The sequence below is a fragment of the Pseudomonas sp. GL_093 genome, from assembly GCF_057837605.1.
The window spans coordinates 5,256,915-5,271,723 of the sequence record NZ_CM174448.1 but is presented as its reverse complement, the minus strand read 5'-3'; the positions used below and the strand labels follow the sequence as shown (position 1 = coordinate 5,271,723).

Sequence of the window (14,809 nt, the reverse complement as noted above, 5' to 3'; positions counted from 1 at the left end):
AAGGCGGCCATTCTAGCCGATCGCCGGAGCGGTGCTTGATCCATGGCAACGTCCGAGCCAGCTCGAACGGTGAAAATGGGATTTCTCCCACGCAGGAGAGGTCAATCCGCTAGTCTTGCTCAATCCTGGAAGGAGCCGTCCCATGTTCGAATCCGCCGAAATCGGTCACGCCATCGACAAAGAAACCTACGACGCCGAAGAACCGGCCCTGCGTGAAGCCTTGCTCGAAGCGCAGTTCGAACTTCATCAGCAAAGCCGTTTTCCGGTGATCATTCTGATCAATGGCATCGAAGGCGCCGGCAAGGGCGAGACGGTCAAGTTGCTGAACGAATGGATGGACCCACGCCTGATCGAGGTCCGCACATTCGATCAGCAGACCGACGAAGAGCTGGCGCGGCCGCCGGCCTGGCGCTATTGGCGGATGCTCCCGGCCAAGGGCCGCATGGGGATCTTCTTCGGCAACTGGTACAGCCAGATGCTGCAAGGCCGGGTTCATGGCTTGTTCAAGGACCCAGTGCTGGATCAGGCGATCAACCAGTCCGAGCGCTTTGAAAAAATGCTCTGCGATGAAGGCGCGCTGATCTTCAAGTTCTGGTTCCACCTCTCCAAGAAGCAAATGAAGGCGCGGCTCAAGGCACTGGCGGATGACCCGCTGCACAGCTGGCGCATCAGTCCACTGGACTGGCAACAATCGAAAACCTACGACAAATTCGTGAAGTACGGCGAACGCGTGTTGCGCCGTACCAGCCGCGACTACGCACCTTGGCATGTGATCGAAGGGGTGGACCCTCATTACCGCAGCCTGGCGGTGGGCAAGATCCTGCTCGAAGGCCTGCAAAATGCCCTGAATCGACCCAAGGTTCATCCCGACAAGGTCAATGCCGCGCCGTTGCCCATCCATGTCGATCAGTTGAACCTGCTCGATAGCCTGGATTTGACCCTGAGCCTGGACAAGGACGATTACGAAGAACAACTGATTACCGAGCAGGCGCGATTCTCCGGCCTGATGCGCGACAAACGCATGCGTCGGCACGCCTTGGTGGCGGTGTTCGAGGGCAATGATGCGGCTGGCAAGGGCGGGGCGATCCGCCGGGTTGCGGCGGCCCTCGATCCGCGTCAGTACAGCATCGTGCCGATTGCCGCGCCCACCGAAGAGGAACGGGCGCAGCCTTATCTGTGGCGTTTCTGGCGGCACATCCCGGCCAGGGGCAAGTTCACGGTGTTCGATCGTTCGTGGTACGGGAGGGTGTTGGTGGAGCGCATCGAAGGCTTCTGCCCGCCGGCGGACTGGTTGCGGGCCTACAGTGAAATCAATGATTTTGAAGAGCTGATCGCCGAGGCCGGGGTGATCGTGGTCAAGTTCTGGCTGGCCATCGACAAGCAGACGCAACTGGAGCGCTTCCAGGCGCGGGAAGAAATTCCCTTCAAGCGTTTCAAGATCACCGAAGATGACTGGCGCAATCGTGACAAATGGGACGACTACCGTGCGGCGGTCGGTGACATGGTCGATCGCACCAGCACCGAGATATCGCCCTGGACGCTGGTGGAAGCCAATGACAAGCGCTGGGCGCGGGTCAAAGTCCTGCGCACCATCAATCTGGCGCTGGAAGAGGCGTTTGAAAAGTCCGACAAACACGACCGGAAAGTGAAACAGCACAAGAAGTGAGCGATGGTTACGCATACGCGGGGTGAATGATTGTCGCGGTCGGTAATGCAGTGGACTTATGCTCGGTCCACTCTCAACCGACAACAACAATGAGGTATGCCATGCGTGAAGTGGTGATCGTCGACAGCGTGCGGACCGGCCTGGCCAAATCCTTTCGCGGCAAGTTCAACCTGACCCGTCCGGACGACATGGCGGCCCATTGCGTCAATGCACTGCTGGCGCGCTCGGGCATCGATCCGGCCAGCGTCGAGGACTGCATCGTCGGTGCTGGTTCCAACGAAGGTGGCCAGGGCTTCAACATCGGTCGCAACATCGCGGTGCTGTCGCGCCTGGGCACCGGCACTGCCGGCATGACCCTCAACCGTTTTTGCTCGTCGGGCTTGCAGGCGATCGCCATCGCCGCCAACCAGATTGCCTCGGGTTGCAGCGACATCATCGTCGCCGGTGGCGTCGAGTCCATCAGCCTGACCATGAAAAGCATCAACACCGACAACCTGATCAACCCGCTGCTCAAAGAGCAGGTGCCGGGCATTTATTTCCCGATGGGCCAGACAGCCGAAATCGTCGCTCGTCGTTACGACGTCAGGCGCGAAGAACAGGATTTGTACGCGCTGCAAAGTCAGCAACGTACCGCTCAGGCTCAGGCCGATGGATTGTTTGACGATGAAATCGTGCCGATGGCGGTGAAGTATCGCGTTGAAGACAAGGCCACCGGTCAGGTGCAGATCCTTGACGGCATCGTCGATCATGACGACTGCAATCGCCCGGGCACCACCCTGGAAAGCCTGGCGGGATTGAAACCGGTGTTTGCCGAAGACGGTTCGGTGACGGCCGGCAACTCTTCGCAGCTGTCCGATGGCGCGTCGATGACGCTGGTGATGAGCCTGGAAAAAGCACTGGAACTGGGGTTGAAGCCCAAGGCGTTCTTCCGTGGTTTCACCGTGGCGGGTTGCGAGCCGGATGAAATGGGCATCGGTCCGGTGTTCTCGGTGCCGAAGTTGCTCAAGGCCAAGGGTTTGCGGATTTCCGACATTGATCTGTGGGAACTCAACGAAGCGTTCGCCTCGCAATGTTTGTATAGCCGTATTCGGTTGGAGATCGATAACGACAAGTACAACGTCAATGGTGGCTCGATTTCCATCGGCCATCCGTTCGGCATGACCGGTTCGCGTCAGGTCGGGCATCTCGTGCGTGAATTGCAGCGCCGCAACGTGCGTTACGGCATCGTCACCATGTGTGTGGGTGGCGGGATGGGGGCGACCGGGTTGTTCGAAGCGGTGCGTTAAGACTGCAAGATTTGTGTTGCCTGGTTAACCGCTATCGCGAGCAAGCTCGCTCCCACATTGGATCTATGTCGCACACGAGATCCCTGTGGGAGCGAGCCTGCTCGCGATGGCGGCGCCGCGGTCTAAAGGCTCATACGCAAAAGCAGCATCCGCTCGATGTAAGCCTGTACCTCCCGCGCCAATTTCTCCGGGTTTTCAAACGGCCCTTCCAGGGTGTTTTCCCGGGTGCTGAAATACAAATCCCCATTCACACGACACACCCGGTCGCAGCGAAAGTGCGTGGCGGGGGCATTGTCCTGGGCGCGTTTGCCGTACATGGCGATCTCCTGAGGAATGTTCCTGTTGGCGAATCCCATGAGCTTATGCATGAACCACTTGCAACGCCTGGCCAGCCGATCGACGGCATAGCGCCAATTTAATGGTGCGACCTGCACAGTTTCATTCGCGGCCAGCGCCCAACTGTCCCTGTGTGCCGAACGGCTCTAAGCCTAGAATGACCTTTCTCGCCACTTGGCTTCGGGGTTCGCAATGCACATTTCATCGGGTCGCTGGGTTTACGGTCTGTTCCTGGCCTTGGTGACTGCGCTGCTGTGGGGAATCCTGCCGATCAAACTCAAGCAAGTGCTGCTGGTGATGGACCCGGTCACGGTGACCTGGTTTCGCCTGATCGTATCCGGCGGGTGCCTGTTCATTTATCTGGCGGCGACCAAACGCCTGCCGAGCCGCAAGGTGCTCGGGCCGCGTGGTGGCTGGTTGGTGTTGATGGCGGTGCTCGGCCTGGTGGGCAACTACGTGCTGTACCTGATGGGGCTGAACCTGCTTAGCCCCGGCACCGCGCAACTGGTGGTGCAGATGGGCCCTATCATGTTGCTGATCGCCAGTCTGTTTGTGTTCAAGGAACGGTTCAGCGTGGGGCAGGGGATTGGCCTGCTGGTGCTGTTGATCGGTTTTGCCCTGTTTTTCAATCAGCGGCTGGCCGAGTTGCTGACCTCGCTGACCGAGTACACCACCGGCGTGCTGTTGGTGCTGTTGGCGTCCACGGTCTGGACGTTCTACGCCCTGGGCCAGAAGCAATTGCTCACGGTGTGGAATTCGCTGCAGGTGATGATGGTGATCTACCTGTTCTGCGCGATGTTGCTGACGCCGTGGGTGCATCCGCTGGAAGCACTGCAACTGAGTCCGCTGCAAGGCTGGCTACTGCTGGCGTGCTGCATGAACACCCTGATCGCCTATGGCGCGTTTGCCGAGGCTCTGGCGCATTGGGAGGCATCGCGGGTCAGTGCGACGCTGGCGATTACGCCGTTGGTGACGTTCGCTGCGGTGGCAGTGGCTGCGTGGTTGTGGCCGGACTATGTGCATGCCGAGACGATCAATGGTCTGGGTTATGGCGGGGCAGTGCTGGTGGTGCTGGGGTCGGCGCTGGTGGCGTTGGGGCCGTCGTTGATTGCCGGGCTCAGAGCCCGAAAGGCCCGAATAGCGGTCGGCTGAGGATCTTCAGCGCTGCGAATCGCGAGCAAGCTCGCTCCCACATTAACCGGGTTCTTTCAGAAGAATGCGGTCAACTGTGGGAGCGAGCTTGCTCGCGATGGCGGACTTACTGTCAACGCTGATCTCAGCCCTTTGCGCCCGCTTCCAGCATATTCTCCGGCCTTACCCACGCATCAAACTCTTCATCCGTCAGATACCCCAACTGCAACGCCGCCTCACGCAAGGTCAGCCCTTCTGCGTAAGCCTTTTTGGCGATCTCCGCCGATTTGTCATAACCAATGTGCGGATTCAGCGCCGTCACCAACATCAACCCACGCTCCAGATGTTCAGCCATTTTCTCTGCATCCGGTTCCAGACCGGCGATGCAATGCTGCTGGAAGTTGCTGCAGCCATCGCCGAGCAGGCGGATCGATTGCAGCAGGTTGTGGATGATCACCGGTTTGAACACGTTCAGCTGCAGGTGCCCCTGACTCGCGGCAAACCCGATGGCGACGTCGTTGCCCAATACCTGACACGCCAGCATCGATAGCGCTTCGCACTGAGTCGGATTGACCTTGCCCGGCATGATCGAGCTGCCCGGTTCGTTGGCCGGCAGTTTGACTTCGGCGAAGCCTGCTCGCGGCCCGGAGCCCAGCAGGCGCAGGTCGTTGGCGATTTTCATCAGGGTCACGGCGAGGGTTTTCAGCGCGCCGGACAGCGTGGTCAGCGGCTCATGACCCGCCAGGGCGGCGAATTTGTTGGGGGCGGTGACGAACGGCAGGCCGGAGAGGGCGGCCAGCTCGGCTGCGATGGCTTCGCCAAAACCGTGGGGCGAGTTCAGCCCGGTGCCGACCGCGGTGCCGCCCTGGGCCAGTTCACAGACGGCCGGCAGCGCGCTGCGGATCGCCCGTTCGGCGTAATCCAGTTGCGCGATGAACGCCGACAGTTCCTGACCGAAGGTAATCGGCGTCGCGTCCATCATGTGAGTACGACCGGTCTTGACCAGCTTCATGTGCCGCGCGGACAGCTCGGCCAATCCGCCCGACAGTTCGTTGATCGCCGGCAGCAATTGCTGTTGCACGGCCTGGGCTGCCGCGATGTGCATGGCGGTCGGGAAGCAGTCGTTGGAACTCTGGGAGCGGTTGACGTGATCGTTAGGGTGAACCGGCGACTTGCCGCCACGAGCATTACCCGCCAGTTCGTTGGCCCGACCGGCGATCACTTCGTTGACGTTCATGTTGCTCTGGGTGCCGCTGCCGGTCTGCCACACCACTAACGGGAACTGGTCGTCGTGGCTGCCGTCGAGCACTTCGTCGGCGGCCTGTTCGATCAGCCGGGCGATGTCGGCGGGCAGGTCACCGTTGCGGTCATTGACCCGCGCCGCGGCTTTCTTGATCAGCGCCAGGGCATGCAGCACCGCCAGCGGCATTTTTTCGTTGCCGATCGCGAAGTTAATCAGCGAGCGTTGCGTCTGAGCGCCCCAGTAGGCTTCATCCGGGACTTCCACCTGGCCAAGGCTGTCGGTTTCGATACGGCTCATCATGCACACTCCTGTAGGTCGATAGCGCAGTTTAGGCCGTGATCGCCGGCCGTGGTTCCATCAGTCTGTTTTTTGACCATTCAACCCCTCTAAATCAGGCCAGACAAGGCTTGGGGTTGAGTGACACACTTTTTTAGGTGCAGAATGGTCGCCCTTGGGGTAATGACCTCGCCTGCTAGAAAAGGAAACTCGATGACTCGTCTTCGTGCCATCTGTACCGCGGTTGCACTGGTTTGCGCCAGCGGCCCTGTTTTTGCCGATACCGCCAGCCACAACGCCAGTGCCGAAGCTTTCCTGACTCTGGCGCACGCTGACAAATTGGGCACTCCGGTGTACATGCAAGTGCAGCAAATGTTCGCTCAGCGCTTTGAACAGACCAAAGCCCCTGAATCGAAAAAAGCCTTGCTGGAAACCTACCAGGCCAAGGCTAACGCAGCTCTGGATGCAGCCATTGGCTGGAACAAGCTGAAGCCGGACATGGTCAAGCTCTACACCACCAACTTCAGCGAATCCGAGCTGAAGGACCTGGTCGCGTTCTACCAGTCGCCACTGGGCAAGAAAGTCCTGGAAAAAATGCCGCAGCTGACTCAGCAATCGGCCCAGATGACTCAAGCCAAGCTGGAAAGCGCCGTGCCTGTGGTCAACAAACTGCTGGCTGACATGACGGCCGAGCTGGAGCCTAAAGGCGCCGCCGCTCCAGCCAAGAAAAAGCCTTAAGCGGAGTTCGGTATGACCATGCAACAACGCATCGAATCGACGCTGGGCCTGTTGCAGCCGCAGCATCTGCAAGTGCTGGATGAAAGCCACATGCACAGCCGTGGGTTGCAGACCCACTTCAAGGCCGTGGTGGTGAGCCAGCAGTTCGAAGGGCTCAACCGCGTCAAGCGTCACCAGAAAGTCTACGGCACGCTCGGCGAGCTGATGGGCGAGTTCCATGCGTTGGCGCTGCATACCTACACGCCAGAGGAATGGGCACAGATCGACGCGGCTCCGGCCTCGCCGACCTGTGCTGGCGGCAGCAAGCATTAAGCATCGGTTTTTTGCTAGAATCCGCAACGCGCCGCTCACCCGGCGCGTTTTTTTTCGCATCCGGTTCACCCCTTACGAGGGTAGCCACCTGGAGAATCACCCATGACACAACAGATTGTCGTGGCGGCACTGTATAAGTTCGTCACCCTGGAAGATTACGTCGCCCTGCGCGAGCCACTGCTGCAAGCGATGGTCGACAACGGCATCAAAGGCACGCTGCTGATCGCCGAAGAAGGCATCAATGGCACCGTGTCCGGCAGTCGCGAAGGCATTGACGGGCTGATGGCCTGGCTCAAGAACGACCCGCGCATGGACGACATCGACCACAAAGAGTCGTACTGCGATGACCAGCCGTTCTATCGCACCAAAGTCAAACTCAAGAAAGAAATCGTCACCCTCGGCGTTGAGGGCGTGGACCCGAACAAAAAGGTCGGCACCTACGTCGATCCAGAGAACTGGAACGCCTTGATCAGCGATCCGGAAGTGCTGTTGATCGACACCCGCAACGACTACGAAGTCTCGATCGGCACCTTCGAAGGCGCCATCGACCCGAAAACCACCAGTTTTCGTGAATTCCCCGATTACATCAAAGCCAATTTCGACCCGGCCGTGCACAAGAAAGTCGCGATGTTCTGCACCGGCGGCATTCGTTGTGAAAAGGCGTCGAGCTATATGCTCAGCCAGGGCTTCGACGAGGTCTATCACCTCAAGGGCGGCATTCTGAAGTACCTCGAAGAGGTGCCGCAGGAAGAAACCAAATGGCAGGGCGACTGCTTCGTGTTCGATAACCGCGTGACCGTGCGCCACGACCTCAGCGAAGGCGACTACGATCAATGTCATGCCTGTCGTACACCGATCAGCGCCTCCGACCGCGCATCCGAGCACTACGTGGCCGGCATCAGTTGCCCGCATTGCTGGGATAAACTGAGCGAGAAGACCCGTCGCAGTGCCATCGACCGACAAAAGCAGATCGAACTGGCCAAGGCTCGCAACCTGCCTCATCCGATCGGCTACAACTACAAGCAAACTCCTTCCGAGGCTTGAACCATGTCTGTGCAACGCCTGCTCTATGTGATGGACCCGATGTGTTCCTGGTGCTGGGGCTTCGCGCCGGTGGCCAACGCGCTGGTCGAGCAGGCGCAAGCAGCGGGGGTGGACGTGCACCTGGTGGTGGGCGGTTTGCGTACCGGCAGCGGCTCCGCGCTGGAGCCGACCACCCGGCGCTACATCCTTGAGCATTGGCAGGCGGTCAACGAGGCGACTGGCCAACCGTTCAAGCTGGAAGGCGCATTGCCCGACGGGTTTGTCTACGACACCGAACCTGCCTGTCGGGCGCTGGTGACTGCACGCAGCCTGGCGCCGGATTGTGCGTGGAAACTGCTCGGGCTGATTCAGCACGCGTTTTATGCTGAAGGGCGCGACGTCACCCACGCCAGCGTTCTGGTGGAGCTGGCGGAGCAGGCCGGTCTGCCGCGCATCGAATTCGCCGCTGCGTTCGACCGTGCCGATCAGCACGCCGCGACGGCGGCCGATTTCACCTGGGTCCAGGACCTGGGCATTGCCGGTTTCCCTACCTTACTGGCTGAGCGTGATGGTCAATTGGCGCTGTTGACCAATGGCTATCAGCCGCTCAGCGTATTGTCTCCGTTGCTCGGCCGTTGGCTGGAGCGCGCTGCCTGTGCATGATCTGCCCGACGACGCCCCAACCGCTACACGTGTCGACCGTCTGAGCTGGGCAGAAATCCGTCGCCTGGCGCTGCATCACAAAAAATCCCTGTGGATCGCCAACGGCCTGGCGGTGTTGGCGACCCTGTGTAGCGTGCCAATTCCCTTGCTCCTGCCGTTGCTGGTGGACGAAGTGCTACTGGGCCACGGTGACGCCGCGCTGAAGATCATGAACCACGCGTTGCCCGACGACTGGCAAAAAGCGACGGGCTACATCGGCCTGATGCTGCTGGTGACCTTGTTGCTACGCTGTGGTGCCTTGTTCTTCAACGTGGTTCAGGCAAAGTTGTTTGCGGCACTGGCCAAAGACATCGTGTATCGCATCCGCACGCGACTGATCGAACGGCTCAAGCGTATTTCCCTGGGCGAATACGAAAGCCTGGGCAGCGGCACGGTCACCACGCATCTGGTCACCGACCTGGACACCGTGGACAAATTCGTCGGCGAAACCCTCAGTCGTTTCCTTGTGGCCATGCTGACCCTGGTCGGCACCGCCTCCATCCTGATGTGGATGCACTGGAAGCTGGCGTTGCTGATCCTGCTGTTCAACCCACTGGTGATCTACGCCACGGTACTGCTGGGCAAACGGGTCAAGCACCTGAAGAAACTCGAGAACGACAGCACTTCGCGCTTTACCCAGGCGCTGACCGAAACCCTCGACTCCATTCAGGAAGTGCGTGCCGGCAACCGTCAGGGATTTTTCCTTGGACGCCTGGGTCAGCGCGCCCGGGAAGTGCGCGATTACGCGGTGAACTCTCAGTGGAAAACCGATGCCTCGAACCGTGCAAGCGGCTTGTTGTTCCAGTTCGGCATCGATATTTTCCGTGCGGCGGCGATGCTCACCGTGCTGTTTTCCGACCTGTCCATTGGCCAGATGCTCGCGGTGTTCAGCTACCTGTGGTTCATGATCGGTCCGGTGGAACAGCTGCTGAATCTGCAGTACGCCTATTACGCGGCCGGCGGTGCGCTGTCGCGGATCAACGAGTTGCTGGCCCGGGCCGATGAGCCTGAATACCCGGGCGGTGTCGACCCGTTCAACGGTCGCGAAACCGTGGGCATCGAAGTCCAGGGATTGAGTTTCGGTTACGGCGATGAGCTGGTGTTGAACCAGATGAACCTGTCGATTGCCCCCGGCGAAAAGGTCGCGATTGTCGGCGCCAGCGGTGGCGGCAAAAGTACTCTGGTGCAGTTGCTGTTGGGCCTGTACACGCCGCTCGCCGGGACCATCCGCTTCGGCGGCTCGACCCAGCAAGAGATCGGCCTGGAAACCGTGCGGGAAAATGTCGCCGTGGTCCTGCAACATCCGGCGCTGTTCAACGACACCGTGCGCGCCAACCTGACGATGGGTCGTGAACGCAGTGACGAGGCCTGCTGGCAAGCGCTGGAAATCGCGCAATTGCACGCCACGATTCGAGAGTTGCCCAATGGCCTGGACAGCATCGTCGGACGTTCCGGTGTGCGCTTGTCCGGCGGCCAGCGTCAACGCCTGGCGATTGCGCGGATGGTGCTGGCCGACCCTAAAGTGGTGATCCTCGATGAGGCCACTTCAGCGCTGGATGCCGCCACCGAATACAACCTGCACCAGGCGTTGGCGCGGTTCCTGAGCCACCGCACCACGCTGATCATTGCGCACCGGTTGTCCGCGGTGAAGCAGGCTGATCGGGTACTGGTGTTCGATGGCGGGCAAATTGCCGAGGATGGCGACCATCAGCAGTTGATTGCTGATGGGGGGTTGTATGCCAAGCTTTATGGGCATTTGCAACAGTTGTAAGTCAATTCCACAGTACCTTCAGAGCATCCGCCCCGCCGTCATGGCCGAACTCTTTGATGACGACTGAACAGCTATTGCACGGCGGCATGGTCGTGGCCACGTCGACTGATTTGATCATATTGTTCTCCGGGTATTTTATCCGCAGGGTGCTAATCAATTTGGCCTCGCTGTCCAGAGAGGTCGGTCGGCTGGTCATCGCAGGCGTATAGGTATCGATATTCTTTATCGTATGCGGGATGGCCAATACCTTTCCTTTGCTTGAGACGTCCAACGACGTCCTGGTAAATGTCTGGCCGAAGTCAATGTTGAAGTAGGTGGTATCGCCGACGATGACTTTATCCGGGGCGAAAGGATGTTTGAACAGCGGCAGCTCTGCGGTAAGTCCTTGTGCGCCGGAAACGCTGACATAAACCTCGCGCTTACCGGTCGATGTCACGATGTCGACGTAAGCGATATTTCTCGGGTTATGTGATTGGAAATTGTCGGGGAGCAGCCTCTGGAGCTTCTCCATCGTCTTATTGATTTTCAAATCAATGTCCGGGTTGACAGTGATGGTCTTTTCAACGAACAGCGTATCGAAGATGTCTGCAGTTCTCTGGCGAAAGGACTCCGAAGCGTTTCGACTGCGAGACCAGGACGTCGCCCCGTTCGGAAGATTGCTGACAATCATTCGGGTTGAGTGATCGAACAGCACCGCTTCGCCTGGACTGGTATCGACCTTGAGCAGCTTGAGCGTATCAGGCGGATTCACGTGGCCGCCAATCGGAATGGCAATTTTTTCCATTGTTTTCAACGCACGTTCCACCGCTTCCGTGCCGTGAATCCTTGCCATATTGTTGGCATTCAACGATCCGGTGTAGACAGTCAGCAATTCTGCTTTGAGATCTTCCGGCAATGTGGAAGCTTTCTTGAAATTCAGCGTGTCTCTTATGCTTTGACCTTGTGCCAGTTCGGCGACGTAAAAAGCCCCAGCATCCAGCCGGGTGAACACATAGCGCTTCGAATCGTCTATCGCCGGGACGATGATGGCACCGGCCCCGAAGGTATCAAATTGATTATGGTTCCCGTAGGGAATACTCACCTTGATCCTCCCATAAACCCCTTTTTGGAACTCCACCGTAGCCGGGAGCTGGCTTTTGTTCTTCAGGGTTTTAAGCAGCATCGCCCGATCCGCAGTAGCCGGCGTATAGATACTGTCTCCGAACCACGGCGCCCAGCCTTTGTTTTCGTCGAAACTGCCAATGGCCGGCGTCGGTGCCGGAGCACGGGTGACGAATGTGGTCGTGCATACATCGGCACCCGGGTTACGTCGTACCCGGCAAGGCAAGGCTCTGAACATCGCCTGATCATCAATCAAGTTGGCACGGCGCAGTTGGTTGCCGTCCAGGCGATAGGGAATGTCATCGACGAACAGTGTGGTTCGACCATCGACCTCAAGTACTTCACGGATACGGGCGTTTTCCGGGAGTTCTACCAGGACGTGGGATTCGGTAGGAGATAACGTTTTGAAGGTTGACCGGCCCTGTATGAGGTTGTCGCTGTGATTGTGCAGACGCGGGCCATAGGGCAAGGACGTCACCGGGTCGACAGGGTGGAATCGGGTCAGGTCCGACGGGCTGGTATTGCGCACAAGTACATCATCGACACCGTTGACCGTTGCCAGTCGATCATTGTTTGTCAGCGGCTTCCAGCGCCCCGGATCGATTGTCTGGGGCAGGTTGTGCACCAGTCGGTAGCTGTCGGTGTGTCCTGTCAGTTTCTTGAGCCCGATAACACCAAAGCGTCCCGCCGTGCGCAGTCCTTTCCACGCACCGCTTCCCATTGACTTGAGTAGTGTCGGTAGCCCGTCCAGCGGATTGAGGTTACTCAGCGTGGCGGTCAGGAGTTTTCGGGTCAACGTTGAAAAGGAAGGCAGGCTTGCTTTGACGGTCATGTGCGAGGCTGTGGCCCCGGCCCTGATCAACCGCACCGAACCCGACATGAATTTCCCGATAGGGGTGATGAATGAAGCCAGGTCCAATACGAGTCCAGCCACGCCTATGAGTATCTGGTCAATTTTGCCCGACAAAATGTCCTCAATACTGCCCCAGAAGGGCACAAACCCTTTGGCGACCTCTACGAACGTATCCCGCCGTTGTTCGTTTCTAGCCCTGATGGTGTCGAATGCCGTCATGCCGCGGGCTTGGGTATGCAGCTGCCGTTCATCGACGTACAGAAAATTCGTTGCAATGTAGTGGGCCACTGCATTCAAACGGGAGGATACCAGCGCCGTTCCTTCGCTATGGCTATCGGCTGCGCTTGGCGATACAGCCGCCGGCACGTCACCTACCACGCCGAGGATCGCTATGCAGAACCTGTCAGCAGGCTGCGTGCCATCTAAGTGCGCTGACCAATCGAGAAGCAGAGAAGTGCTGATTTCAGCCGTATAGGTTTGTCCGGGGATTGAGGCGTGCAAGGGAAACGTGGTGCGAACCCCGTTGACTGTTGAAAACCTCAAGTGGGGTCGGCAACGAATGACGCCAGCACTCGGGATCAGTTCGTAATAGGTGATTTCATGATTGTGGGTCACCTGTAGAACGAAACCTTTTCTTGGCCGGAGGTCTCCCCTTAATTCGATGAGTGTTTTTTCCAGGTGCAGGCTCAGCAAGCGGACGTCACCCCGTTCAAGGGCATGGCGGTCGGCCAGTGGCAGCGAGGTCAGTAGACTGGCGATCAGGGTCTGATAGGCCGTCCTGATTTTCGAGAGGTAGTTTGTGAAGTCTGTTTCAAACTGCGTGTTGATATCAGGCAGCGTCTTGCCCCTGTATCTGCTAATAAACACACGCCTTTCGATCCCCCTATGATCCTTGCGAAATTCCTCATGTTGCAGGGTTCGCTTGTCGTCGATATTGATCCAGTGATTGTTTCGTGTTTTCCCATCGGATTGGGTTACAAACCATTTGCTTCCGTCATCGAATTGGCCATCGGCATAGACATCGAGGAATGCATCGCCTGTCAGCTTCAATGAGGGCATGTCTCTGGACCCCAAGCCGCTCGGTAACTCATCACGCAGCAACTTGCGCCCGTCCGATTCGAACATTGCATCGCCAAACAGATCATCCTTTACCCGTTTGGCCATCTTCAGTCTTTCAGGGGGCGGCAAATCGACTGTCATGACGGCGTTGTTCAGGCTCTTGCTGTGGCTTTCCAGAGCCGCCATCGCCCGCGTCATATCGTCCTCGTCGTAATCGGATTCTGTTCGCGATTGAACGATGCCACTGCAAACCGCCCATTCCAGCGCTGGCTCCATCCTCAGTCGCGCAATCTTCTCAAGTTGCTCGGACGAGGCGTCGGCGCTCCGGGTCAGGGGCAGGTCGACGAGTTGTTGAAAGGACAGCGGTTGCAATCGATCAAGGCCGAGTTCATCTGCCAGCAGCACGCCGTGCATGAAGTTCACCCACACCACCGAGCTTTTGTAAGGAAGGTCGGACGGGATATCGCGCACAGCGAAGTCCTTTGACAGACGGGTCTCGAACACCCGCGCGAGAAGGGCCGCCTGTTTTGCATAAGTGACCCGATTGGTGCGCAGCAAGTGCTGTTCAAAATCGCTGCGCAGGGTCTGGTAGCTTTTGCCCCAGTGACCCGGGTCTTGCCAGCGGAATCCGGCGAGTTCCTGCGGCTCATCGGCTGACGGGGCGTGCAAGTAAAGGCATATGGCTTTGCAAACCAGTTGATGGCGCACGGACGCCGACGTTTGTTCGCCAGGGCCTGCGCCATACCACTTGAGCGTCCTGAGCAGCCTGTCGCCCAGCTCTTTTGCTTCGACCGTGTTCAGCATTCGCTGGAGGAATACAGAGGGCGTCGCGCGCAGTTGATCCATGGAGGCGGAAGCCAGTACAGAGGCGCCGAGATGACCGATTAACGAACGCTTGCCGTTCAGGAAAGTCCTCACGATGTCGGTGATTTGAGCATCGATGCGTTTTGACTTGTAAGTGTCGATGGTCATGGGTTGCGCGAGGTTGGTGGCCGCGCGCTGAATAGCCTTGAACCGTCTTCGATCCTGAGCAGTGGGGCGCAGGCCCAAGACTTCGATATCCGGGCCGTCGTCGAGTCCCAGAGCCTGTCTGGCGCGAAATTCTTCGTCCGCCGGTGACAGGGGGCGTTGATCAGGTGAAGGTAAAGACGTCTCTGTCATGTTGCACTCCTTTGAAAGGGTTCCCGCAACGAATAGGGGGAGCCCGAAGTGCCCAGTAAACAGATCTGCAAACCGGCTTTGGCGGTATATATCTATAGGGAGCGCACGTGTACGGCATTGAGCCCGATCCTCTGCTTGCCGGAACCGGGAA

The 14,809-nt window shown here is 58.6% G+C and carries 11 protein-coding genes; 8 read left to right on the top strand and 3 right to left on the bottom strand.

Annotated features, from left to right (window positions below; all coding sequences use genetic code 11):
• Positions 1–142 precede the first annotated feature (142 nt).
• Both pap and AC3IUE_RS24245 read left to right on the top strand, forming a co-directional pair.
• A complete protein-coding gene (gene pap, locus AC3IUE_RS24250) occupies positions 143–1,666 on the top strand; it encodes a polyphosphate:AMP phosphotransferase (RefSeq protein WP_489263999.1) in 1,524 nt (507 codons plus the stop codon).
• A 101-nt stretch (positions 1,667–1,767) separates the two neighbouring features.
• The gene (locus tag AC3IUE_RS24245; protein WP_489263998.1) at positions 1,768–2,952 is read left to right on the top strand and encodes a thiolase family protein; all 1,185 of its coding nucleotides are present in this window, start codon (positions 1,768–1,770) and stop codon (positions 2,950–2,952) included.
• A 122-nt stretch (positions 2,953–3,074) separates the two neighbouring features.
• On the opposite strand, the gene AC3IUE_RS24240 is transcribed toward AC3IUE_RS24245, so the two are convergent.
• Positions 3,075–3,269, bottom strand: coding sequence for a DUF6316 family protein (locus tag AC3IUE_RS24240; RefSeq protein ID WP_033055288.1), 195 nt, complete (start codon positions 3,267–3,269; stop codon positions 3,075–3,077).
• A gap of 211 nt (positions 3,270–3,480) precedes the next feature.
• Between AC3IUE_RS24240 and AC3IUE_RS24235 the strand changes: the two genes are divergently transcribed.
• The gene (locus AC3IUE_RS24235) at positions 3,481–4,440 is read left to right on the top strand and encodes a DMT family transporter (protein ID WP_489263997.1); all 960 of its coding nucleotides are present in this window, start codon (positions 3,481–3,483) and stop codon (positions 4,438–4,440) included.
• Positions 4,441–4,564: 124 nt separating this feature from the next.
• Here AC3IUE_RS24235 and AC3IUE_RS24230 read toward each other — a convergent pair whose 3' ends face one another.
• Complete coding sequence (locus AC3IUE_RS24230) at positions 4,565–5,959, bottom strand: class II fumarate hydratase (RefSeq protein ID WP_123368995.1); 1,395 nt, start codon at positions 5,957–5,959, stop codon at positions 4,565–4,567.
• Positions 5,960–6,151: 192 nt separating this feature from the next.
• On the opposite strand from AC3IUE_RS24230, the gene AC3IUE_RS24225 reads away from it, so the two are divergent.
• The 5 genes from AC3IUE_RS24225 (at position 6,152) to AC3IUE_RS24205 (ending at position 10,484) form a co-directional block, all read left to right on the top strand.
• Positions 6,152–6,676 carry a DUF2059 domain-containing protein gene (locus AC3IUE_RS24225; RefSeq protein WP_056742489.1) on the top strand — a complete coding sequence of 175 codons (525 nt, stop codon included), beginning with the start codon at positions 6,152–6,154 and terminating at the stop codon, positions 6,674–6,676.
• Between the two features lie 12 nt (positions 6,677–6,688).
• Positions 6,689–6,988 carry a BolA family protein gene (locus AC3IUE_RS24220; protein ID WP_008151216.1) on the top strand — a complete coding sequence of 100 codons (300 nt, stop codon included), beginning with the start codon at positions 6,689–6,691 and terminating at the stop codon, positions 6,986–6,988.
• A 102-nt stretch (positions 6,989–7,090) separates the two neighbouring features.
• Entirely contained in the window at positions 7,091–8,032 is a 942-nt protein-coding gene (gene trhO / locus AC3IUE_RS24215; RefSeq protein ID WP_046049127.1) for an oxygen-dependent tRNA uridine(34) hydroxylase TrhO, read from the top strand.
• Positions 8,033–8,071: 39 nt separating this feature from the next.
• Complete coding sequence (locus AC3IUE_RS24210) at positions 8,072–8,674, top strand: DsbA family protein (protein WP_178082691.1); 603 nt, start codon at positions 8,072–8,074, stop codon at positions 8,672–8,674.
• Entirely contained in the window at positions 8,667–10,484 is a 1,818-nt protein-coding gene (locus tag AC3IUE_RS24205) for an ABC transporter ATP-binding protein (RefSeq protein WP_489263996.1), read from the top strand. Before AC3IUE_RS24210 ends, AC3IUE_RS24205 begins: the two co-directional genes overlap by 8 nt.
• A 1-nt stretch (position 10,485) precedes the next feature.
• Here the strand turns inward: AC3IUE_RS24205 and AC3IUE_RS24200 are convergent, their stop codons facing one another.
• On the bottom strand, positions 10,486–14,658 hold the full coding sequence (locus tag AC3IUE_RS24200; protein ID WP_489263995.1) for a hypothetical protein: 4,173 nt from the start codon (positions 14,656–14,658) through the stop codon (positions 10,486–10,488).
• Between the last annotated feature and the right edge of the window lie 151 nt (positions 14,659–14,809).